This is a genomic window from Serratia sp. BFP-2025 (assembly GCF_050880365.1).
In the GTDB taxonomy this organism is placed as follows: domain Bacteria; phylum Pseudomonadota; class Gammaproteobacteria; order Enterobacterales; family Enterobacteriaceae; genus Serratia; species Serratia surfactantfaciens.
Genome location: NZ_JBPAFV010000002.1, coordinates 14,925 through 37,246, shown reverse-complemented (window position 1 = coordinate 37,246; position 22,322 = coordinate 14,925). Strand labels below are relative to the sequence as shown.

Here is a 22,322-nt window from a genome sequence, read left to right as displayed (position 1 = left end):
CTGTCTCTGCTGGTCTTCGCTCTGCGCCGCGTGCTATTTCTGTGGGGCGAAAAGCGAGAATAAAACTTATTAATTATAGGGTTAAGTATTATCCCTCCGCTTGGAACATCTCATCTGACCCCGCTTGTTCGGGCCGCCCTGCGGGTGGCCCGGGATTATGCTTGTTTATTGAATAGCCCTGAGCGTCTGACGCCGGGCTGTGTTGACCGGGAGCGTTACCCATGCCTGTTTCTTTGCTCGCACTGGCATTAAGTGCATTTGCCATCGGCACCACCGAATTCGTCATTATGGGGCTGCTGCCTGACGTGGCAGGGGATCTGCAGGTGTCGATCCCGTCGGCCGGCTGGCTGATCAGCGGCTATGCGTTGGGCGTGGCGATTGGCGCGCCGATCATGGCGCTGTTGACCGCCAAACTGCCGCGCAAGAATACGCTGCTGCTGCTGATGGTGATCTTCATCATCGGCAACGTGATGTGCGCGTTGGGATACAGCTATAACTTCCTGATGCTGGCGCGCATCATCACCGCACTGTGCCACGGCGCGTTTTTCGGCATCGGCGCCGTGGTGGCCGCCAATCTGGTGGCACCCAACCGACGGGCTTCGGCGGTGGCCTTGATGTTCACCGGCCTGACGCTGGCCAACGTGCTGGGCGTGCCGCTCGGCACCGCCTTGGGGCAGGCGCTGGGCTGGCGTTCCACCTTCTGGGCGGTGGCGCTGATCGGCGTGCTGTCGTTGTTGGCGCTGTATGCCAAGCTGCCTGCGTTAAAAGATGAGGCGCCGACCGATCTGAAAAAAGAGCTGGCGGCGTTGCGCGGCGGCGGCATTTGGCTGTCGCTGCTGATGACGGTGGCGTTCGCTGCCTCAATGTTTGCGCTGTTCACCTATATCGCGCCGTTGCTGACCGAAGTGACCGGTGTCTCGGCGAGCGGCGTAAGCTGGACGCTGCTGCTGATGGGCGTAGGCCTGACGGTGGGCAATATCGTTGGCGGCCGCTTGGCTGACTGGCGGTTGGCGCTGACGCTCAGCTGCACTTTCCTGGCCATTGCGCTGTTCGCCGCCTTGTTCCACTGGACCAGCCATGCGCTGGTGCCGGCGGAAATGACCCTGTTCCTGTGGGCCGCCGCCGCTTTCGCCGCGGTGCCGGCGCTGCAGATCAACGTGGTGACTTACGGCAAGAAAGCGCCGAATCTGGTTTCCACACTGAATATTGCTGCGTTTAACGTCGGCAATGCACTCGGTGCCTGGGTAGGCGGAGCGGTGATTGCGCAGGGGCTGGGGTTGACCCGCGTTCCTCTGGCGGCGGCGGCGATAGCGCTGCTGGGGCTGCTGCTGTGCCTGGTGACCTTTAAACGCGCCAAGCGCCCGGCTAGCGCCTGATCGCCGCGTCGAGCCGAGCGGGGAAACCGGCCGCCTGCTGATGCAGATGGTCGATAAAGGCCGTGACCAGCGCAGAAGAAGGGCGATGCAGCGGCCGGATCAGGCTGACGGTGAACGGTACCTCGATGCTGAACGGCCGCACGTGCACCCCGCTGCCGGCATAGTCGAGCGCCGTCAATGGGTTGACGATCGATACGCCCACGCCGGCCCTCACCATGGCGCACACCGATGCTGCGCTGTGGGTCTCCATCACCATGCGCCGTTCGACGCCCTGTTCGGCGAACAGCGCATCCAGCAAGTGACGATAGCTGTCGGTGCTCGACAGGCTGATAAAGTTTTGCCCGGCGAAATCCTGCGGCGTCAACTGGTCTTTCGCCGATAAAGGGTGACCCGCCGGCAGCACGCAGACTTCGTTCAACGTCATCAGCGTCATTCGCTCGGTACCCGCCGGCGTCAGGGCGGTTTCCGTCAGCCCAAGGTCGTGGCGCTGGGCCGACAGCCACTCCTCCAGCAGCGGCGACTCCTGAGGGATCACGCTGAAGCTGACTTCCGGATAACGTTCGATAAAGGGCCGACACACCGCCGGCAGCAGCGATTGAGAAAATACCGGCAGGCACAGGATCGACAGCTGCGCCTGCTGAAACTGGCGAATGCCGGCGGCGGCGTTGACGATGCGATCGAGGCCGTAATAGGAGCGTTGCACTTCTTCGAACAGCCTCAGCCCCTGCACGGTAGGGGACAAACGCCCCCGCACCCGGTCGAACAGCTGCAGCCGGATCAGCTTCTCAAAGCGCGCCAGCTCGCGGCTGACGGTCGGCTGCGAGGTTTGCAGCAGGGCCGCCGCTTCGGTCAGGTTGCCGGTGGTCATCACCGCCCGAAAGATTTCGATCTGTCGCAAAGAGATGTTGTGCATGGCGAGGCTGCTCGGCTGGGGAAGAAAGCCATATCATAAATGAATAGACTACGGCTAAATAGATATTTTCCAGTCGATTCAGCGTGCGGCACTATGGCTTTATCCGCCGTTACTTTCGAATTGGGAATATCGCCATGCCACGCCCGTTGCACAACACCTCCACCGCGTTGAACGCCGCTAACCTGCTGGCCTTGCCGCAGCGTTTCGGTTGCCCGGTCTGGGCCTATGATGCCGACATCATCAGCCAGCGCATCGCTCAGCTGCGCCACTTCGACACCATCCGCTTCGCGCAGAAGGCCTGTTCGAACATTCATATTTTGCGCTTGATGCGCGAGCAGGGCGTGAAGGTGGATTCGGTATCGCTGGGTGAAATCGAGCGGGCGCTGCAGGCCGGTTTTCAGCCGGGCGGCGAACCGAGCGAGATCGTCTTTACTGCAGACGTGCTGGATCACGCCACGCTGGCGCGCGTCAGCGAATTGAAGATCCCGGTCAACGCCGGTTCCATCGACATGCTGGATCAACTCGGTCAGGTTTCTGCGGGGCACCCGGTGTGGCTGCGCATTAATCCGGGATTTGGCCACGGCCACAGCCAGAAAACCAACACCGGCGGCGAGAACAGCAAGCACGGCATCTGGTATGCCGATCTGCCGCAGGCGGTGGAGAAGATCCGCCGCTATGGCCTGAAGCTTGTCGGCGTGCATATGCATATCGGTTCCGGCGTCGATTACCAGCATCTGGAGCGAGTTTGCGACGCGATGGTGCAGCAGGTGATCGATCTCGGCCATGACATCAGCGCCATTTCTGCCGGTGGCGGCCTGTCTATCCCCTATCAGTACGGCGAAGAAGCGATCGATACCGAGCACTATTTCGGTTTGTGGAACCGGGCGCGTGAGCGCATCGCCGCGCATTTGGGGCACCCGGTACAGTTGGAGATTGAACCCGGGCGCTTCCTGATGGCGGAGGCGGGCGTGCTGGTGGCCGAAGTGCGGGCGGTGAAAGACATGGGCAGCCGCCACTTTGTGCTGGTGGACGCCGGCTTTAACGATCTGATGCGGCCGGCGATGTACGGCAGCTACCACCATATTTCGCTGTTGCCGGCCGATGGCCGCGACACGTCGGGGCAGCCGCTGCGCGAAACGGTGATCGCCGGGCCGCTGTGCGAATCCGGCGACGTGTTCACCCAGCAGGCGGGCGGCGGCGTGGAAACCCGCGAGCTGCCGCCGGTACAGATCGGCGATTATCTGGTGTTCCACGATACCGGCGCCTACGGCGCGTCGATGTCTTCCAACTACAACAGCCGTCCGCTGTTGCCTGAAGTGTTGTTCGAAAACGGCGAACCGCGTTTGATTCGTCGCCGCCAAACCATCGAAGAGCTGATCGCGCTGGAGCTTATCTGATAAGCGGGCGGGCGCCTGGCGCCCGCTTCACAGCGTCATGCGGCGGTGCTGGCCATTGGGCAATTGCACGTCCAGCGACAGCGTGCCGCCCATCGCCTCGATATAGCGTTTGAGTGACGACAGTTTTATTTCGCTGCCGCGCTTTTCCAAATTGGCGACGGAGGGTTGGCTGATGCCGAGCCGCTTCGCCAATTCAACCTGAGAGACCGCCAGCTCTTCCCGCAGCATCGCCAGCCGCAGTTCGAAAATTTCCTTGTCCGCTTTTTGCCTGGCTGCGCCAACGACGGCGGGATCGAGCTTGTCGATCAATTGGGATAAAGGTTTAGCCATCTGCACTACCTCCGGGTGGCCAGATAATGTGAAAACTCCATGGCGGCGATGGGCAACATGCGCTGGTAAAAGCGCTTGTCGCCGGTTTTATCGCCACCGCACAACAGCACCGCTTGCCGCTGTGGGTCAAAAGCGAAAAACACTCTGAAAGGGCGCCCGCGATGTTGAACGCGCAGCTCCTTCAACTGCCGGGCCGCGTCGGAAAAATGCAGCGTATCGGCGTGCGGCCGCGCCAACTGCGGGCCGAACGTCTGTAATTTGAAGATCGCCGCCAGGATGCTGGTTTGCTGGGCGTTGTTCAGCGCTAAAAACCAGTCGTCGAACCGTTCGACGGTCACCACTTGCCACATGATTCGCTCCAAATATAGCGTTTATACTATATAGTGTAAAGGTTATTATTCGAACAATATGCACGAACGCAGGGAGCGGAAAAAATCAACAGTCGGGAAATGCGGAGGGCTGCGCAATATGAACGCATGGGTGACGGCTCACCCATGCAGCGATGTCATTACGGCTGTTCGTGCGCGTTGTTGAGGGTGGCGACCGAGTGGCGGCGCACCAGCGTCGGGCTGAACATGTTGGTGACTTCCGGCAGCGGCTGCCGATTGGCCAGCGCCAGCGCCAGCTCAGCCGCCTGGGTGGCCATCGCCACGATCGGGTAGCGAATGGTGGTCAGGCGGGGCCGCAGATAGCGCGAAATCAGCACGTCATCGAAACCGATCAGCGAAATTTGCCCCGGCACGTCGACGCTGTTATCGCTCAGTACTGACAGCGCGCCGGCGGCCATCGGATCGTTGTAGCAGGTGATGGCAGAGAACGAGCGGCCGCGGCCGAGCAGCTCGGTCATCGCCTGTTCGCCGCCGATCTCGTCCGGCTCGCCGTAGGCGATCAGCTTTTCATCCACCGCAATGCCATGCTCTTGCAGCGCGTCGAGATAGCCTTGCAGGCGATCGGTGGCGTCGGAAATCTGGTGGGTGGAGCAGATGATGGCAATGCGCTGATGCCCTTGCTGGATCAGATGGCGGGTCGCCAACCAGGCGCCGTAGCGATCGTCGAGCGCCACGCAGCGCGCTTCAAAACCCGGCAGCGTGCGGTTGATCAGCACCATGCCGGGGATTTGTTGCATCCAGTCGCAAAGCTCCCGATCGCTCAGCCTTTTGGCGTGCACCACCAGGGCTTCGCAGCGGTGCCGCACCAGCTGTTCTATCGCCTGGCGCTCTTTTTCGGCGTCGTGGTAACCGTTGCCAATCAGCAGAAAATTGCGGGTGGCGTAGGCCACCTGTTCGACCGCTTTGACCATCGCGCCGAAAAAGGGATCGGAAACGTCGGAGACGATCAGGCCCAGCGTCTCGGTGGATTGCTGCGCCAGCGCCCGCGCGTTGGCGTTGGGGTGATACTGCAGCTGTTCCATGGCGGCCAGCACCGCGGTGCGCGATCCTTCGCTGGCCTTGGGGGAATGGTTTATCACGCGGGATACCGTGGCCACGGAAACACCCGCCAGCCTGGCAACATCCTTTATCGTAGCCATATCAGTCAACACATCCTGGGTAATCGCTTACATCCCCCAGTCTTGCGGAAAAAAACCGAGGCTGCAAGCGGTGTCGTGCGCAACTTGTGGCGGCCGTTGCAGAATCTCTTCGTGGCTGCGCGCATAACCACCACCGGCCGAACGATAGCGCAATTTGTACGTTGGCGCTGGCGACAGGCTGAGGTAACGTCTGTGGATTCCGATTTGCGCCGAGAACGCCATGTCCATTAAACGCTATCCGCAGCTCGCCCATTGGGGCGCCTATACCGCCGTGGTTGAAGACGGCCGGCTTATCCGTTGTGAACCCTTCGTCGACGATCCTGACCCTTCGCCGCTGCTCGATTCCATCGCGCCGATGGTTTATTCCGACAAGCGCATCCGCAAGCCGGCGGTGCGCCGTTCGTGGCTGCAAAAGCGCGAAGGCAGCGATCGCACGCTGCGCGGCAGAGAAGATTTCATCGAGGTGGACTGGGATTTGGCGCTCGATCTGGTGGCGGAGGAAAACCGTCGGGTGCGCGACCGTTACGGCGCTTCCGGGCTGTTTACCGGCTCATACGGTTGGTCATCGGCCGGGCGACTGCACCATGCGCGTTCGCTGGTGCGGCGGTTCTACTTCAGCGGCGGCGGCGGCGTCGATCAGCAGGGCAACTACAGCTGGGGCGCGGCGCAGTTCTTCCTGCCGTATGTGATCGGCACTTTCTCGCCGCTCACCGGCCGGGTCACCAGCTGGCCGAGCGTGGTGGAACACTGCGAACTGTTTGTGGCGTTCGGCGGGCTGGCGCTGAAAAACGCCCAGGTCTCTTCCGGCGGCGCGGCGGAGCATGCGCTCAAGCCCTGGCTGCAAAAGCTGGCGCGCAAGGGCACGCCGGTGATCAACATCAGCCCGATGCGCGACGATTGCCCCGAGTTCGTCAATGCGGAATGGATCCCGATCCGGCCGAATACCGACGTGGCGCTGATGTTGGCGCTGGCTTACGAAATTCAACGGCTGGGCGCTCAGGACGAAGCCTTCCTGCATAGCCACTGCGTGGGTTATCAGCAGCTGGCGGATTACCTGAACGGCGCCGGCGACGGCGTGGCGAAAACCCCCGTCTGGGCCAGCGCTATCACCGGCATTCCGGCAGCCCGCATCGCGCTGTTGGCGCGGCAGCTGATCGGCGTGCGCAGTTTCATCACCTGTTCTTACTCGGTGCAGCGCGCGCACCGCGGCGAGCAACCCTATTGGATGATGATCGCACTGTCGGCGATGCTGGGGCAGGTGGGGTTGCCGGGCGGCGGTTTCTCGTTCGGCCACGGTTCGATGAACGGCGTCGGCAACCCGCGCGTGGACACGCCCGCGCCGACCATGCCGGTCGGGGACAACCCGGCCGGGCTGGCGATCCCGGTGGCGCGCATCTGCGATATGCTGCTGCACCCCGGCGAAGCCTATCAATTTTGCGGCGAGACGCGGCACTACCCGGATATTCATTTGGTGCACTGGGCCGGCGGCAACCCATTCCATCATCATCAGCAGTTGAATCGGCTGGTGGAGGGCTGGCAAAAGCCGGACACGGTGATCGTCCAGGATATCTGGTGGACGGCGGCGGCCAAGATGGCGGACATCGTTCTGCCGGTCACCAGTTCGCTGGAGCGTAACGATATCGGCGGCTCGTCGCGCGATCGCTACGTGCTGGCGATGCATCAGGCCATTGCGCCGCAGCACCAGGCGCGCAACGATTTCGATATCTTCGCCGATCTGGCGGAGCGTCTCGGCTATCGCGAACGCTTCACCGAGAACCGCGACGAACGGGCCTGGATCGAAGAGATCTACCGGCAATGCGGCGTGGCGCAGCAGCGCGCTGGCGTCGCCTGGCCGGAGTTTGAGGCGTTTTGGCGGCAGGGCTATGTCGAACTGCCCGCGCCCGCCAAAGAGTTTGTGTTTTTCGACGCGTTCCGCGCCGATCCGCAGGCCAATCCGTTGCAAACGCCCAGCGGCAAGATTGAACTGTTCAGCGAGCGGATCGCCGGTTATCGCTATCAGGATTTCGCCCCGCATCCGCAGTGGCAACCGCCGGTGGAGTGGTTGGGGGCACCGCAGGCCAAAAACTGGCCGCTGCATCTGATCTCCATCCAACCGAGCGATCGTCTGCACAGCCAGATGGATCCGGCGCCGCTGGCGCAGGGGAACAAAACCGCCGGGCGCGAAACCCTGTATATGCATCCGGACGACGCCGCGCCGCGCGGTGTGCTGGACGGCGCCGAAGTGCTGGTCAGCAACGCGCGCGGCGGTTGCCTGGCGGGGGTATCGCTGACCGACGGTGTAACGCGTGGGGTGGTGCTGATGGCGACCGGCGCTTGGTTCGATCCGGGCGTTGGCGTGCAGCGTCAACCGATTGAACAGGCGGGCAACCCGAACGTGCTGACGCTGGATATCGGCACCTCGCCGCTGACGCAGGGGCCGAATGCCATGAGCTGTCTGGTGGAGGTTAGCGCTCGCTGAGCGAGGCGCGCCCGATCGCGTACCTGGAGAGGGGGCTCCGCGGCGATTATTTATCTTTTGGTCGCCGTGAAGGTTTAAGTTTCATTGAGTTATTACAGCCGGTCGCGGGAAATTTACAGCTGGTTGCATTTGGAGCAGAACTCTTGCGATTCGGCGGTAGTTTCCTGCACGGCATCTCTCTAGAGTAGGTGATCCCAGAGGTATTGATTGGTGAGAAATCAGCGTGCCTTGCATGCTGAAGCCATTTTCAATTGCACCAACCTACGCGGATGCGTAGGTTTTTTTTTGCCCGCCATATAGTATTCTTTTCCCTACAACGATTTACGCCTCCATGGCCAAGGGAGAAGGGCATGATATTTTCACTGCTGCGCGCGCTGTTTCGCCTGTTGTTTCGGGTACGGGTCGAAGGGGACGTCCAGCACTTCGATCGGCAAAAACTGCTGATTACACCGAACCACGTCTCTTTTCTTGACGGCGTGCTGTTGGCGCTGTTCCTGCCGATTAAACCGGTGTTTGCGGTTTACGCCAGCATCGGCGAGAGCTGGTTTATGCGCTGGCTGCGGCCTTACATCGATTTTGTCTCGCTCGACCCCACCAAGCCGATGGCCATCAAGCAGCTGGTGCGCATGGTCGAACAGGGGCGGCCGATCGTGGTGTTCCCTGAAGGGCGCATCACCGTGACCGGCGCGCTGATGAAAATTTACGACGGCGCGGCGTTTATTGCCGCCAAATCGGGCGCCACTGTGGTTCCGGTGCGGATCGACGGCCCCGAATTCAGTCCGTTCGGCCGCATGGCCGGGGTGTTCAAGATCCGCTGGTTCCCGCGAATCAGCATCCGCATCTTGTCGCCGACCACGCTGCCGATGCCGGAGGCGCCGCGTGCGCGCGAACGCCGTGCGCTGGCGGGCGATCGCCTGATGCAGATCATGATGCGGGCGCGGATGGATACGCGTGAACCGCAGACCCTGTTCCATGCCTTGCTGGCGGCGCAGCACCGCTACGGGCGCCGCAAGCCCTGTATCGAAGACATCGCTTTCAAAGAAGACAGTTACCAGACGCTGATCAAGAAATCGCTGGGCGTCAGCCGCATTCTGCAGCGCTTTACCGCCGAAGGGGAGCACGTCGGGCTGCTGTTGCCGAATGCCACCATCACCGCGGCGGCGATCTTCGGCGCTTCGCTGCGCAACCGTATTCCGGCGATGCTCAACTACACCGCCGGCGCCAACGGCCTGAACAGCGCGATGCTCGCCGCCGGCATCAAGACCATCGTCACCTCGCGTCAGTTTCTGGAAAAGGGCAAGCTGACCCACCTGCCGGAGCAGGTGACGCAGGCCAACTGGGTGTATCTGGAAGATCTGAAAGACACCGTCACGCTGGCGGACAAGCTGTGGATCCTGCGGCATTTGCTGCAGCCGCAGCGCGCGGTGTTGCCGCAACGCCCGGAGGATGCGGCGCTGATCCTGTTCACTTCAGGTTCTGAAGGCCACCCCAAGGGCGTGGTGCATTCGCATGCCAGCCTGCTGGCCAACGTAGAACAAATCCGCACCATTGCCGATTTCACGCCGCGCGACCGCTTCATGTCCTCGCTGCCGTTATTCCATTCGTTTGGCCTGACGGTGGGGCTGCTGACGCCGCTTCTCACAGGCAGCCGCATTTTTCTCTACCCCAGCCCGCTGCATTATCGCGTGGTGCCGGAGCTGGTATATGACCGCAACTGCACGGTGTTGTTCGGCACGGCGACCTTCCTCAACAACTATGCGCGCTTCGCCCATCCGTATGATTTTGCCCGCCTGCGCTACGTGGTGGCCGGTGCAGAGAAACTGGCGGACAGCACCAAACAGATCTATCAGGATAAATACGGCATTCGCATCCTGGAAGGCTATGGCGTGACCGAGTGCGCGCCGGTGGTGTCGATCAACGTGCCGCTGGCGACCAAGGTAGGCACCGTCGGCCGCATCATGCCGCAGATGGAGGCACGTCTGATCGCGGTGCCGGGGATCGACAACGGCGGCCGCCTGCAGCTGAAGGGGCCGAATATCATGAAAGGCTATCTGCGGGTTGAGCGTCCCGGCGAACTGGAACCGCCGGCGGCGGAAGATGCCAACGGCGTGCTACAGCCGGGCTGGTACGACACCGGCGATATCGTCAGCCTGGATGAGCAGGGCTACTGCACCATTCGCGGGCGCGTGAAGCGCTTCGCCAAGCTGGCGGGCGAGATGGTGTCGCTGGAGAGCGTCGAACTGCTGGCGCAGCGGTTGTCGCCGGAAAAATTGCATGCCGCAACGGTCAAAAGCGACAGCAGCAAAGGCGAGGCCTTGGTGCTGTTCACCACCGATCCCGCCATCACCCGCGAGGCGTTGCTGCGGGTGGCGCGTGAACTGGGCAGCCCGGAGCTGGCGGTGCCACGCGATATCCGCCTGCTGAAAACGTTGCCGGTGCTGGGCAGCGGCAAACCCGATTTCGTCACCCTGCGTCACATGGCCGAACAGCCGGAGAGTGCCTGATGAATCCTTCGACCGAGTCCCCTTTGTTGTCACGCGGCATGATCGCGGTGATCAGCGCGCAGTTCCTCTCGGCGTTCGGCGACAATGCGTTGCTGTTCGCCACGCTGGCGTTGATCAAACAGCAGCTTTATCCGGACTGGAGCCAGCCGATCCTGCAGATGGCCTTTGTTGCCACCTACATCATTCTTGCGCCGTTTGTCGGTCAGGTGGCCGACAGCTTCGCCAAAGGGCGGGTGATGATGTTCGCCAACGCCCTGAAACTGGCGGGGGCGTTGGTGATCTGCTTTGGGTTCAACCCGTTCCTCGGCTACAGCCTGGTCGGGGTAGGCGCTGCCGCATATTCACCGGCCAAATATGGCATTCTGGGCGAGATCACTAGCGGCGAGAAGCTGGTCAAGGCTAACGGCCTGATGGAAGCCTCGACCATTGCCGCCATTCTGACCGGCTCGGTGGCCGGCGGCATGCTGGCGGATTGGCATGTGGTGGCGGCGCTGGCGGCCTGCGCCTTGGTTTACGCGGGGGCGGTGGTTGCCAACCTGTATATTCCGCGTCTGGCGGCGGCGCGCCCGGGGGCCTCCTGGCGCCCGCGGGCCATGACGAACAGCTTCTTTACCGCCTGCGTTACGCTATGGCGCGATGGGCAGACGCGTTTCTCCCTGATCGGCACCAGCCTGTTTTGGGGTGCCGGCGTGACGCTGCGTTTTCTGCTGGTGCTGTGGGTGCCGGTGGCACTCGGCATCGCCGATAACGCCACGCCGACGCTGCTGAACGCCATGGTGGCCGTCGGCATCGTGGTGGGCGCCGGCGGTGCCGCGCGTTTCGTTACGCTGAAGACGGTGAAGCGCTGTATGCCGGCTGGGATCCTGATCGGCGTCGCGGTCGCGGTATTCGCGCTGCAAACCACCATGCTCAATGCCTATGCCTTGTTGGCGATCATCGGCATGCTGGGGGGCTTCTTCGTGGTGCCGCTCAATGCGCTGCTGCAGGAGCGGGGCAAGCATTCGGTCGGCGCCGGCAATGCGATCGCGGTGCAAAATCTGGGTGAAAACGCCGCCATGTTGCTGATGCTGGCGCTGTATTCGCTGGTGGTGAAGCTGGGCGTGCCGGTAGTGGGCGTCGGCGTCGGATTTGGCGTGGTGTTTGCGCTGTCGATTAGCGCACTGTGGTGGTCGCAGCGGCGGTGAAACGGGGCGCAGCGCAGGCTGCGCCCTCGCTGTATTAAGGCGCCGGAATGGTAAACCGGGTATGGATCTCTTCAAGCGCCTGCAGCACGTCCTCATCCAATACCACATCGAGGCTGCCGAGGTTGATTTTCAACTGCTCCACCGAGGTGGCGCCCAGCAGGGTGCTGGCGACGAACGGCTGTTGGCGCACGAAGGCTAAGGCCATCTGCGAAGGATCCAACCCGTGTTTTTTGGCCAGCGCCACGTATTCGGCGATCGCCAGCTGGGTTTGCTGCCCTGAATAACGGTTGAAGCGGGTGAACAGCGTATTGCGCGCACCGGCCGGTTTTGCACCGTTGAGGTATTTACCGCTCAGGGTGCCGAACGCCAGGCTGGAATAGGCCAGCAGCTCCACCCCTTCGTGCTGGCTGATCTCGGCCAGGCCAATCTCAAAGCTGCGGTTCAGCAGGCTGTACGGGTTTTGAATCGACACGATGCGCGGCAGCTCGTGCTTCTCCGCCAGCTGCAGGTAGCGCATCACGCCCCAGGGCGTTTCGTTGGAAACCCCGATATAGCGAATTTTGCCGGCGCGCACCTGTTCGGTCAGCGCTTCCAGCGTTTCCAGCAGCGTGACCGTGGCTTTGTCATCGGTGTATTGATAATTGAGTTTGCCAAAGCAGTTGGTGGCGCGCTGCGGCCAGTGCAATTGGTAGAGATCGAGATAGTCGGTATTCAGCCGCTTGAGGCTGGCGTCGAGCGCGGCGCGGATGTTTTTGCGATCCAGCGCCTGCTGCGGACGGATGCTGCTGTCGGTGCCGCGCACCGGGCCCGAGACTTTGCTGGCCAGGACGATTTTTTCGCGGTTGCCGCGCGCCTTGATCCAGCTGCCGATATAGCTCTCGGTCAGGCCCTGGGTTTCCGGGCGGGGCGGCACCGGGTACAGTTCGGCGGTGTCTATCAGGTTCACGCCTGCGGCCAATGCATAGTCCAGTTGCGCATGGGCGTCGGCTTCGCTGTTCTGTTCGCCAAAGGTCATGGTGCCCAGTCCCAGCACGCTCACTTCTAAAGAACTGTGGGGAATACGGTGGTATTGCATTAACGGCCTTCCTTTCTTGTTAGCGCTGACGGGCCGCGCGGCCCGGTAAAACAGGAGCCCAATGTCAGAAGACGGCGCGAAGTCCGTCGGGCGGCGATGTCGCCTTTCCTGACTATAACCAAGCGGTGAAGATGGGGGAAGCGGATTCCGTGCGGACACGAATGAGGGCTACCGCGCTTGAATGGGCGATAGCCGGCGAGCGGTAATTAGCGTTCGATAACCTGAGAAACCTGATCGCCGTTGATCTGGCGGTGATTGCCTTTTTCATCTTTATAACTGATGAGGCCGGTGTCTTTGTCGATCTCCGGTTTGCCCTGCGTCAGGATCATGTTGCCATCCTTGGTCGCCATTACGTAGTCGCTGGAACATCCCGCCAAACCGGCGGCCATGACCAGCGCAGACACTGCCATTACCCACTTTTTCATCCTGCGGATCCTCGATTGTGCAGAAAACATTGTTATTTCAAGATTAGCAAACTCTCGGCGAAGGGCGTCTCAGATAAGTCTTTATCTGATAAGAAAAAGTGAAATGAGAGGTCAACGAAGGGACGAAAGCCGCCGGGGGCGGCTTTCGTATAAGGTTTATTCCGGCGAGCGGTTTTTCTTGCTGCGCATCAGATTGAGCGCTTCTACCGACATGGAGAAGAACATGGCGAAGTAGATGTAGCCTTTCGGCACGTGCACCTGGAAACTTTCCAGCATCAGCGTGAAGCCCACCAGGATCAGGAACGCCAGCGCCAGCATTTTTACCGACGGATGGCGATTGACGAATTCACCGATCGGCCGGGCGGCGAACATCATCACGCCGACGGCGATCACCACCGCCGCCATCATGATGAACAGGTGGTCGGAAAGGCCCACGGCGGTAATCACCGAATCCAGGCTGAAGATAATATCGAGCAGCATGATCTGCACGATAGCGCCGAAGAAGCTGTGCACCTTGGTGTGGTGTTCTTCCTCCGAACCTTCGATAGTTTCGTGGATCTCTTTGCTGGCTTTCCAGATCAGGAACAATCCCCCCAGCAGCAGGATGAGATCGCGGGCGGAAACGGCGTGATCCAGTACGGTGAACAGCGGGTGCGTCAAGCGGATCACCCAGGCGATAGAGGCCAACAACGCCAGACGCATCAGCATGGCGGCGGCCAGACCTAGTCGGCGAGCTTTGTTCTGTTGCGCTTTAGGCAGCTTGGCCACCACCAGCGACAGAAAAATGATGTTATCAATACCCAGTACGATCTCAAGAATGGTTAGCGTGCCTAACGCTAACCAGGCATTGGGATCCATAATCCATTCGAACATTGCCCGGCACACCTTAATACTTAATAAATGCAAAGCGTGAATTATACGCGTTTATCGTGGCGCTGACAGGGTTAGCTAAACCAGAGTTAAACGAAATCGCTTAGATCGAGAAATGTCTTGCCAGCAATGCGCCGGTAAAACCCTTTTTCAGATAGAAACCGCGCGGCAGCGTCATGATGGGTTGCCCCTGCTCGCCGATGGCTTCGGTGAGCGCCTTGCTGTTGGCCGCTTTGGGTCGCAGTTGCAGCACCTCGCCGTGGCGTGCGGTGATGTGCTCTACGTGGCCGAGTACGATCAGATCCATCAACTCTTCCCAATCGCGGCGCAGCCTCTCTTCTTCTGCGGCGCTCGGGCTCCACAGCAGCGGCGAACCGACGCGGCGTTCGGCCAGCGGGATTTGGCGCTCGCCTTCAACCGGGATCCACAGGACGCGCGCCAGTTTGTGGCGAACGTGGCTGCTGGCCCAGGTAACGCCGCTGTTGCCGGTGAGCGGGGCCACGCAGACGAAAGTGGTCTCCAGCGGTTTGCCTGCGGCGTCGACAGGGATGGTTTTCAGCTCGATGCCCAGTTCGGGAAAATCCTGCTCCGGCTTGCTGCCGGCCATGGCGCCGAGGTACAGCTCCAGCAGCATGCCCACCCAGCCCTTATCGCGTTTCAGATCCTTGGGGATCGGCAACTGTGCGCGGGCGGCCAGTTCGCCGAAGCTGAAGCCGGCCAGCGCCTGAGCGCGCTCGAACAGCTGCCGTTCATTTTCCGGCGGGGGCGGCAAAGGGGATAAAAACGCCATAAATCAAGCCTGTCGAATTTGGTTGAAAAACGTACTGAGATTATACACGGCGGACGATGGCCGCTATCGCCTGGGGAAAAGAATAATAGTAGCATGATTTTACATGACTTTTTTTCTTTCCCGATGTGAGCGGCAATGCGCGTGCGGGGCTTGTTCACCTGAAGCCACCGACAATAAACAGGATCTTACACCTATTTATCCACAGATTTATGGGATAACCCAAATTTTTACCGATCACTGGTTCAATTTACAGCCTTGACTCGGGCGGGTTTTTACGAATTTGTCCGTTTTGTGCGTAACTTGCCCGGATAATCTGTGGATAAAAACGGCGTTGGTGGATCTTTCGCCAGGGTAAGATCCTTACCGTGCATAGATCACATTTTTGCCCTGTACATAACTGGGGTTCATTGGTTAACTTTTTGTTTTTAAACTTAATGTGTGTTTTTGGCGATAAAGGCCGATTTTAGGGTTTGAGAGTTTTACCGGCTTATCCCTCGAGTTCTGCACACACCTATCCACAGAAAAAGTGAATAAAACCGCTCCGAAATGCTGGGGTATGTTTATAACTTTGCCCATATCTGTGAGTTATCCCAATGTTATCCGGCCCGCAGCACCGTAAAGCAGTGGTTTACCGCCTGTAGCTTGTGTGAAACAATCAGGATATCTATGCGAATTTAAGCTTATCGAGGTAGTCCGGTGATCGATGATGATGGCTACCGCCCGAATGTTGGTATCGTAATCTGTAATCGTCAGGGGCAGGTCTTATGGGCCCGCCGTTACGGTCAGCACTCCTGGCAGTTTCCCCAAGGTGGGATTAACCCTGGTGAAACTGCGGAGCAGGCGATGTACCGTGAGCTGTTCGAAGAAGTGGGGCTGAATAAAAAGGATGTGCGCATCCTGGCTTCGACCCGCAACTGGTTGCGCTATAAATTGCCGAAACGTTTGGTGCGTTGGGACACAAAGCCGGTTTGTATCGGCCAAAAGCAAAAATGGTTTTTGTTGCAGCTACTGTGCAATGACGCTGATATCAACATGCAGCGCAGCAGCACGCCGGAGTTCGACGGTTGGCGCTGGGTGAGCTTCTGGTATCCGGTGCGCCAGGTGGTGTCGTTTAAACGCGACGTCTACCGCCGGGTGATGAAAGAATTCGCCGTGACCGTGATGCCGATGCAAGAGCAAGCGGCGCCGCGGCAGGCTCCCGCTTATCGCCGAAAGAGAGGTTAAGTTAAGCAGACTATGCTCACGCGCTTGCGAGAAATTGTAGAGAAGGTGGCCGCGGCGGCCAGTCTGACGGATGCGCTGGATCTGCTGGTCAATGAAACCTGTCTGGCGATGGACACTGAAGTCTGTTCCATCTACCTGGCGGATAATGACCGTCGCTGCTATTACCTGATGGCCACGCGCGGGCTGAAAAAGCCGCGCGGGCGCACTATCGCATTGGCGTTTGACGAGGGCGTCGTCGGGTTGGTCGGCCGCCGGGCCGAGCCCATCAACCTGGCCGATGCCCAAAGCCACCCCAGCTTCAAATACGTTCCGCAGGTGAAAGAGGATCGCTTCCGATCCTTCCTTGGGGTGCCGATCATTCATCGGCGCCAGCTGTTGGGGGTGTTGGTGGTGCAGCAGCGTGAGCTGCGCCAGTTCGACGAAAGCGAAGAGTCATTCATGGTGACTCTGGCCACGCAGATGGCCGGGATCCTTTCACAATCGCAGTTGAATGCTATTTTCGGCCAGTATCGCCAAACGCGCGTGCGCGCGCTGGCGGCCTCGCCAGGCGTAGCCGTAGCGGAAGGGTGGCAGGACAGCAGCCAACCGTCGCTCGATCAGGTTTACCGCGCGTCGACGCTGGACACCGCCAGCGAACGCGAACGCTTGACGCTGGCGCTGGAAGAGGCCGGCGCGGAATTTCGCCGTTTCAGCAAGCGTTTTGCTGCCAGCTCGCAAAAAGAGAGCGCGGCGATCTTCGATCTTTATTCTCACCTGTTAAACGACGCCCGCCTCAAGCGCGAACTGTTCGCCGAAATCGACAACGGTTCAGTGGCGGAGTGGGCGGTGAAACAGGTGATAGAAGCCTTTGCCGAGCAGTTCGCCAAATTGCAGGACACCTACATGCGCGAGCGCGGCAGCGACCTGCGCGCGCTCGGCCAGCGCCTGCTGTTCCATCTCGACGACACCACTCAGGGCGCCACCCAGTGGCCGGCGCGTTTCGTGCTGGTGGCGGATGAACTGACCGCGACATTGCTGGCCGAGGTGCCGCAGGATCGCCTGGTCGGCGTTGTGGTGCGCGACGGCGCCGCCAACTCGCATGCGGCGATTTTGGTGCGGGCGATGGGGGTGCCGACGGTGATGGGCGCTGACATCCAACCTTCTCTGCTCAGCCAACGGCTGCTGATCGTCGACGGTTATCGCGGCGAACTGCTGGTCGATCCTGAGCCGGTGTTGGTGCAGGAATATCAGCGGCTGATCAGCGAAGAGCTGGAGCTGAGCAAACTGGCGGAAGATGACGTCGAGCAACCGGCGCAGCTGAAAAGCGGCGAACGCATTCAGGTGATGCTGAACGCCGGTCTCAGCCCGGAACATGAGCAGCTGTTGGGCGGCCGAGTGGATGGCGTGGGGCTATACCGCACCGAAATCCCGTTCATGTTGCAAAGCGGCTTCCCTTCCGAAGAGGAGCAGGTCGCGCAGTACCAGGGCATGCTGCAGCTTTACCCGAGCAAACCGGTCACGCTGCGCACCTTAGACATCGGCGCCGACAAGCAACTGCCCTATATGCCGATCAGTGAGGAGAACCCTTGTCTGGGCTGGCGCGGTATCCGTATCACCCTGGATCAGCCGGAGATTTTTTTGATTCAGGTTCGCGCCATGCTGCGCGCCAATGCCGGCACCGGCAATCTGGGCATTCTGCTGCCGATGGTCACCAGCCTGGAAGAGGTCGACGAGGCCAAACGCCTGATTGACCGCGCCGGGCGCGAGGTGGAAGAGGTGCTCGGCTACGGGATACCGAAACCGAAAATCGGCGTGATGCTGGAAGTGCCGTCGATGATTTTCCTGATCCCGCATTTGGCCGGGCGCGTTGACTTCATCTCGGTTGGCACCAACGATTTAACCCAGTATCTGTTGGCGGTGGATCGCAACAACACCCGGGTGGCTTCGCTGTATGACAGCCTGCATCCCGCGATGCTGCAGGTGCTTAAGCTGATCGCCGAACAGGGGAAGGCGGCGGGGTTGCAGCTTAGCCTGTGTGGCGAACTGGCCGGCGATCCCATGGGCGCGCTGTTGCTGGTGGGCATGGGCTACCGCAATCTGAGCATGAACGGCCGCAGCGTGGCGCGCATCAAATACCTGCTGCGGCATATCGAGCTGTCCGACGCCGAAGTGCTGGCGCACCGGGTGTTGAACACCCAAATGACCACCGAAGTGCGCCATTTGGTGGCGGCTTTTATGGAACGACGCGGCATGGGCGGGTTGATTCGCGGCGGCAGATAACCGCCGCAGGCGGTAATTTTTTTACAGAACTTTTCCCGCTCAGCCGGACCGGACCGCGTTAAGCCTATGTTATGATGCGCAACCTCAGCGCGGCGCATGCTCGTCGCCCTGCAAACCGCAGCGGTCAACGCTGCCGCTTGAAGGGCGTGGGATAACCTGCGTCGCCGTTTGGCACCTGCCGCCCCCGCATGGGGAAAAATAACAGACATGTTGTGGTGATAGATGAGCAATAGCTATCTGGCGTTTCCTAAATTTGATCCGGTCATTTTCTCCATTGGCCCGGTTTCTCTGCATTGGTACGGCCTGATGTACCTGGTCGGCTTCGTTTTTGCCATGTGGCTGGCGGTGCGCCGCGCCAACAAGCCGGGTAGCGGCTGGACCAAAGATGAAGTGGAAAACCTGCTCTACGCCGGTTTCCTGGGCGTATTTGTCGGCGGCCGCGTAGGCTATGTGCTGTTCTACAACCTGCCGCTGTTCCTGGATAACCCGCTCTATCTGTTTAAAGTCTGGGATGGCGGCATGTCGTTCCACGGCGGTTTGATGGGGGTGATTCTGGTGATGTTCTGGTTCGCTCGCCGCACCAAGCGCACCTTCTTCCAGGTTTCCGATTTTATCGCGCCTTTGATTCCGTTCGGTTTGGGCGCCGGCCGCCTCGGCAACTTTATCAACGGCGAGCTATGGGGCCGCGTGACCACCGACACCCCTTGGGCGATGCTGTTCCCAAGCTCGCGCAGCGAAGACGTGGCTCTCGCCGCCGCCGATCCTTCCCTGCTGCCGCTGCTGAATCAGTACGGCGTGCTGCCGCGCCATCCGTCGCAGCTGTATGAGCTGCTGCTGGAAGGCGTGGTGCTGTTTATCATTCTGAACCTGTTCATTCGCAAGCCGCGGCCGATGGGCGCCGTATCGGGCCTGTTCCTGATCGGTTATGGCGCATTCCGCATCATCGTCGAAGCGTTCCGCCAGCCGGATGCTCAGCTCGGCCTGTTTGACGGCGTGATCAGCATGGGGCAGATCCTGTCCATCCCAATGGTGGTGGCCGGTGTTATTATGATGATTTGGGCGTACCGTCGTCGCCCGCAGCAACAAGTGTCGTGAGGGACAAATGAAACAGTATCTGGATTTGATGAACAAGGTGCTCGCCGAGGGCACCCCTAAAGCCGACCGTACCGGCACTGGCACGTTGTCGATTTTCGGCCACCAGATGCGTTTCAATTTGCAGGAAGGTTTCCCGTTGGTGACCACCAAGAAATGTCACCTGCGTTCGATCATTCATGAGCTGTTATGGTTCCTGAACGGCGATACCAACATCGCCTACCTGCGTGACAACAAGGTCACCATTTGGGACGAGTGGGCCGACGAAAACGGCGATCTCGGCCCGGTTTACGGCAAACAGTGGCGCGCCTGGGGCGCGGCGGACGGCCGTCAGATCGATCAACTGAGCAACGTGCTCCAACAGCTGAAGCAAGATCCGGACTCGCGCCGCATCATCGTTTCCGCCTGGAACGTCGGCGAGCTGGACCAGATGGCGCTGGCGCCGTGCCACGCGTTCTTCCAGTTCTACGTGGCGGACGGCAAGCTCTCTTGCCAGCTGTACCAGCGTTCCTGCGATGTGTTCCTTGGCCTGCCGTTCAACATCGCCAGCTATGCGCTGTTGGTGCACATGATGGCGCAGCAGTGCGATCTGGAAGTGGGCGACTTCGTCTGGACCGGTGGCGATACTCACCTGTACAGCAATCACATGGAGCAGACTCAGCTGCAGCTGACGCGTGAACCGCGCCCGTTGCCGAAGCTGGTGATCAAACGCAAGCCGGCTTCGCTGTTCGATTACCGCTTCGAAGACTTCGAGATCGAAGGTTACGATCCGCATCCGGCCATCAAGGCGCCGGTCGCGATCTGACCTTAACCGCATCACACCAGGGGGCGCACGATTGCGCCCCCTTTTTTTATCCGCATTGCGCGCCGCGCCGCATTTTACTGTCGCCACTTGTCGCTACAGAAAAAACCTTGCGCAGCTTGCCGCAAGGCTTGCGCATACGGCTTTACCGCCTTGTGGCCCTCCGTACACTGGCCGCATGAACGAAAATACGCTATCGAACATCGACGATCGCCAGCGCGGCATGACGCTGATTGAGCTGCTGGCGGCGCTCCTGATCGCCGGCATGCTCACCGGTTGGGGCGTCGGCCAATGGCGCCACCATCAGCAAGCGCTGCGGCTGGAGCACACCGGCCAGCAGCTGCTGGCGTTTTTACTGCGATTGCAGGCGGAGGCTAACGGGCGCAACCGCACGACGCTGCTGTGGTTCAAGCACGGCGCCCCCTGGTGCCTGGGCGGTGGTGCGCCGCCGCCGGATTGCGCTTCCGCCGAGGGGCCGGTCTTTTCATCGCCTTATCCCGACGTCGTTTTGAGGGGCTACACCGGCAAAGAGATCGGGTTTTACGGTTTGCGCAATACCGCCCAGGCGGGGCACATTCTTCTCAGTAACGATGCTGGCGGCCTGCGGCTGGTGCTGTCCGCGCGGGGAAGGCTGCGTTTGTGCAGCGAAGGGCATCGGATAAGGGGCATCGGGCTATGTTGACCTTAGAACGCGGTTTTACTTTGCCGGAGGTGATGCTGGCACTGGTGTTCGGTAGCGTGATCGCGCTCGGCGCGGCGAAAACCTACCCGCTGCTGCGCCAGCAAAACGTGGCCGTCGGCCAGCATTTCCGGCTGGAGTCAACGCTGCGGCAGCTGGCGTTCAACATCGAGAAAGACCTGCGCCGCGCCGGTTTTTGCGCCGGACAGTGCGCCGGGCGTCCGCTGTTGATCGGTCAGGCAGCGGGAGAGGCGGCGGGGAGCTGCATCATCGTCGCCTACGACATCACGCGCAGCGGGCAATGGCTCACGTCGGGTGAAGATGCGGGCTACTTCGGTTATCGGCTGCGTAATGGCGGCTTGGAAGGGCAGCGCGGCGTAAACCAATGCGATGGCGGCGGCTGGGAGCGGTTGCTCGATCGTGACGAAGTGCGCATTGAGCGGTTTCATGTGGCGATCGAACGGGGGGAGCACGGGGCCGTGTTGGCCCGTTTGAGCCTGGCGGGGCGCTCTGTCGGCGATGCGCGTATCGGGCGCAGCCTGAACGGGAGCGTTGAGATGGCGGCGTTGCCATGAACCGGCGTACTCAGCAAGGCGGCAGCACCCTGGCGGCGGTGATGTTGCTGCTGGCGTTGGGGCTGATGTTGCTCAATGCTCAGCATCGGCAATTGGACAACGCTCTGTTGCTGGCGGCCGATCAGCAACGTTACCTCCAGGCTTACAATCAGGCCGCTTCGGCGCTGAGTTGGGGCATGATCCAGCGCTGGCCACGCGCCGATTTGGCTACAGGGGCCTGGTCATGCCGGCAACGCGCGGAACTGACGGCCTGCGCCCGGTTATCTGCCAGAGCGGGCGTAGTGATGGTGCGCGGCCGGGGCGAGATGCGCGGCGGTGAGCCGTTATGGCTTTATCAGTTGGGTGCGTTTGAGGGGGCGGAGGTTGCCAGCAGGATCTTGGCGCAGCCCGATGGCCGGCTGGATTTTTGCCCTGAGAAAAGGCTGGCCGACTGTGACGGCTAATGCTCGCGTACGGCGGATATCCCGCAACGGCTTCAGTTTGCCGGAGGTGCTGGTGGCGGCTTTGCTGTTCTCGGTGTCGCTGCTTGGCTTGTTACAGTATCATCAGGTGCTGTTGCAGTCGTTCCAGCGCCAGTGGCACTACCGGCAAGCCTGGATATTGGCGCACCAGCAGCTTGAAGCGTTTGCCGTCACCGGGCGGCCCGATGCTGAACCGCCGCCGGAAGGCTGGCGACGCGAGACGGTGCTCGAGGGTGCTGATGTGGGGTGCCGCCGATTGACGGCCAGTATACAAACGCCGCAGCGGCAGTGGGCGACGCTGAGCCGCTGGTATTGCACCCGTTTTTGAGCCGGTACGTATCTTGTTTTAAAGGAGCCTT

21 protein-coding genes are annotated in these 22,322 nt (G+C 60.6%); 13 read left to right on the top strand and 8 right to left on the bottom strand.

Annotated features, from left to right (window positions below):
• Window positions 1-221: 221 nt before the first annotated feature.
• A complete protein-coding gene (locus ACRAWE_RS15665; RefSeq protein WP_154747467.1) occupies window positions 222-1,376 on the top strand; it encodes an MFS transporter in 1,155 nt (384 codons plus the stop codon).
• Here the strand turns inward: ACRAWE_RS15665 and ACRAWE_RS15660 are convergent.
• Window positions 1,366-2,289 carry a LysR family transcriptional regulator gene (locus tag ACRAWE_RS15660; protein WP_019455705.1) on the bottom strand — a complete coding sequence of 308 codons (924 nt, stop codon included), beginning with the start codon at window positions 2,287-2,289 and terminating at the stop codon, window positions 1,366-1,368. The two genes, ACRAWE_RS15665 and ACRAWE_RS15660, sit on opposite strands and share 11 nt — an antisense overlap.
• Before the next feature lie 134 nt (window positions 2,290-2,423).
• Between ACRAWE_RS15660 and lysA the strand changes: the two genes are divergently transcribed.
• Window positions 2,424-3,686: a diaminopimelate decarboxylase gene (gene lysA, locus ACRAWE_RS15655; protein ID WP_432525598.1), complete on the top strand. Its 1,263-nt coding sequence runs from the start codon at window positions 2,424-2,426 to the stop codon at window positions 3,684-3,686.
• A gap of 27 nt (window positions 3,687-3,713) precedes the next feature.
• Here the strand turns inward: lysA and ACRAWE_RS15650 are convergent, their stop codons facing one another.
• From ACRAWE_RS15650 to galR, 3 genes are all read right to left on the bottom strand, one after another.
• Window positions 3,714-4,016 carry a helix-turn-helix domain-containing protein gene (locus tag ACRAWE_RS15650; RefSeq protein WP_211130137.1) on the bottom strand — a complete coding sequence of 101 codons (303 nt, stop codon included), beginning with the start codon at window positions 4,014-4,016 and terminating at the stop codon, window positions 3,714-3,716.
• Between the two features lie 5 nt (window positions 4,017-4,021).
• Window positions 4,022-4,366, bottom strand: a complete 345-nt coding sequence (locus ACRAWE_RS15645; protein WP_033652133.1) for a type II toxin-antitoxin system RelE/ParE family toxin — start codon at window positions 4,364-4,366, stop codon at window positions 4,022-4,024.
• A gap of 158 nt (window positions 4,367-4,524) precedes the next feature.
• Window positions 4,525-5,544, bottom strand: a complete 1,020-nt coding sequence (galR, locus tag ACRAWE_RS15640) for an HTH-type transcriptional regulator GalR (protein ID WP_025160231.1) — start codon at window positions 5,542-5,544, stop codon at window positions 4,525-4,527.
• Window positions 5,545-5,764: 220 nt separating this feature from the next.
• Here galR and ACRAWE_RS15635 point away from each other — a divergent pair, with 220 nt between their 5' ends.
• From ACRAWE_RS15635 to lplT, 3 genes are all read left to right on the top strand, one after another.
• On the top strand, window positions 5,765-8,023 hold the full coding sequence (locus ACRAWE_RS15635; RefSeq protein WP_432525597.1) for a molybdopterin guanine dinucleotide-containing S/N-oxide reductase: 2,259 nt from the start codon (window positions 5,765-5,767) through the stop codon (window positions 8,021-8,023).
• Between the two features lie 350 nt (window positions 8,024-8,373).
• A complete protein-coding gene (gene aas / locus ACRAWE_RS15630; RefSeq protein ID WP_432525596.1) occupies window positions 8,374-10,527 on the top strand; it encodes a bifunctional acyl-ACP--phospholipid O-acyltransferase/long-chain-fatty-acid--ACP ligase in 2,154 nt (717 codons plus the stop codon).
• Window positions 10,527-11,711, top strand: a complete 1,185-nt coding sequence (gene lplT, locus ACRAWE_RS15625; RefSeq protein WP_432525595.1) for a lysophospholipid transporter LplT — start codon at window positions 10,527-10,529, stop codon at window positions 11,709-11,711. The genes aas and lplT overlap by 1 nt, the downstream gene beginning before the upstream one ends.
• A gap of 34 nt (window positions 11,712-11,745) precedes the next feature.
• Here lplT and ACRAWE_RS15620 read toward each other — a convergent pair whose 3' ends face one another.
• The 4 genes from ACRAWE_RS15620 to mutH all read right to left on the bottom strand — a co-directional run bounded on the left by ACRAWE_RS15620 (window position 11,746) and on the right by mutH (window position 14,871).
• Entirely contained in the window at window positions 11,746-12,786 is a 1,041-nt protein-coding gene (locus ACRAWE_RS15620) for an NADP(H)-dependent aldo-keto reductase (RefSeq protein WP_019455713.1), read from the bottom strand.
• Between the two features lie 206 nt (window positions 12,787-12,992).
• The gene (locus ACRAWE_RS15615; protein WP_019455714.1) at window positions 12,993-13,211 is read right to left on the bottom strand and encodes a YgdI/YgdR family lipoprotein; all 219 of its coding nucleotides are present in this window, start codon (window positions 13,209-13,211) and stop codon (window positions 12,993-12,995) included.
• A 156-nt stretch (window positions 13,212-13,367) separates the two neighbouring features.
• Window positions 13,368-14,084, bottom strand: coding sequence for a TerC family protein (locus ACRAWE_RS15610; protein ID WP_019455715.1), 717 nt, complete (start codon window positions 14,082-14,084; stop codon window positions 13,368-13,370).
• A gap of 100 nt (window positions 14,085-14,184) precedes the next feature.
• The gene (mutH, locus tag ACRAWE_RS15605; protein ID WP_019455716.1) at window positions 14,185-14,871 is read right to left on the bottom strand and encodes a DNA mismatch repair endonuclease MutH; all 687 of its coding nucleotides are present in this window, start codon (window positions 14,869-14,871) and stop codon (window positions 14,185-14,187) included.
• A gap of 696 nt (window positions 14,872-15,567) precedes the next feature.
• Here mutH and rppH point away from each other — a divergent pair.
• From rppH to ACRAWE_RS15565, 8 genes are all read left to right on the top strand, one after another.
• Window positions 15,568-16,095 carry an RNA pyrophosphohydrolase gene (gene rppH / locus ACRAWE_RS15600; RefSeq protein ID WP_025160232.1) on the top strand — a complete coding sequence of 176 codons (528 nt, stop codon included), beginning with the start codon at window positions 15,568-15,570 and terminating at the stop codon, window positions 16,093-16,095.
• Between the two features lie 12 nt (window positions 16,096-16,107).
• Window positions 16,108-18,354 (top strand): phosphoenolpyruvate--protein phosphotransferase, encoded by a 2,247-nt coding sequence (gene ptsP / locus ACRAWE_RS15595; RefSeq protein WP_019455718.1) that lies wholly within the window; start codon window positions 16,108-16,110, stop codon window positions 18,352-18,354.
• Window positions 18,355-18,576: 222 nt separating this feature from the next.
• The gene (lgt, locus tag ACRAWE_RS15590; RefSeq protein WP_019455719.1) at window positions 18,577-19,449 is read left to right on the top strand and encodes a prolipoprotein diacylglyceryl transferase; all 873 of its coding nucleotides are present in this window, start codon (window positions 18,577-18,579) and stop codon (window positions 19,447-19,449) included.
• A 7-nt stretch (window positions 19,450-19,456) separates the two neighbouring features.
• Window positions 19,457-20,251 (top strand): thymidylate synthase, encoded by a 795-nt coding sequence (gene thyA / locus ACRAWE_RS15585; protein ID WP_016929918.1) that lies wholly within the window; start codon window positions 19,457-19,459, stop codon window positions 20,249-20,251.
• Window positions 20,252-20,426: 175 nt separating this feature from the next.
• The gene (locus ACRAWE_RS15580; protein WP_019455720.1) at window positions 20,427-20,930 is read left to right on the top strand and encodes a prepilin peptidase-dependent protein; all 504 of its coding nucleotides are present in this window, start codon (window positions 20,427-20,429) and stop codon (window positions 20,928-20,930) included.
• The gene (locus tag ACRAWE_RS15575; RefSeq protein WP_432525594.1) at window positions 20,924-21,502 is read left to right on the top strand and encodes a prepilin peptidase-dependent protein; all 579 of its coding nucleotides are present in this window, start codon (window positions 20,924-20,926) and stop codon (window positions 21,500-21,502) included. Before ACRAWE_RS15580 ends, ACRAWE_RS15575 begins: the two co-directional genes overlap by 7 nt.
• On the top strand, window positions 21,499-21,945 hold the full coding sequence (locus tag ACRAWE_RS15570; protein ID WP_063917945.1) for a YgdB family protein: 447 nt from the start codon (window positions 21,499-21,501) through the stop codon (window positions 21,943-21,945). The genes ACRAWE_RS15575 and ACRAWE_RS15570 overlap by 4 nt, the downstream gene beginning before the upstream one ends.
• Window positions 21,935-22,291 carry a prepilin-type N-terminal cleavage/methylation domain-containing protein gene (locus ACRAWE_RS15565; protein WP_156785438.1) on the top strand — a complete coding sequence of 119 codons (357 nt, stop codon included), beginning with the start codon at window positions 21,935-21,937 and terminating at the stop codon, window positions 22,289-22,291. The genes ACRAWE_RS15570 and ACRAWE_RS15565 overlap by 11 nt, the downstream gene beginning before the upstream one ends.
• The last annotated feature ends 31 nt before the right edge of the window (window positions 22,292-22,322 follow it).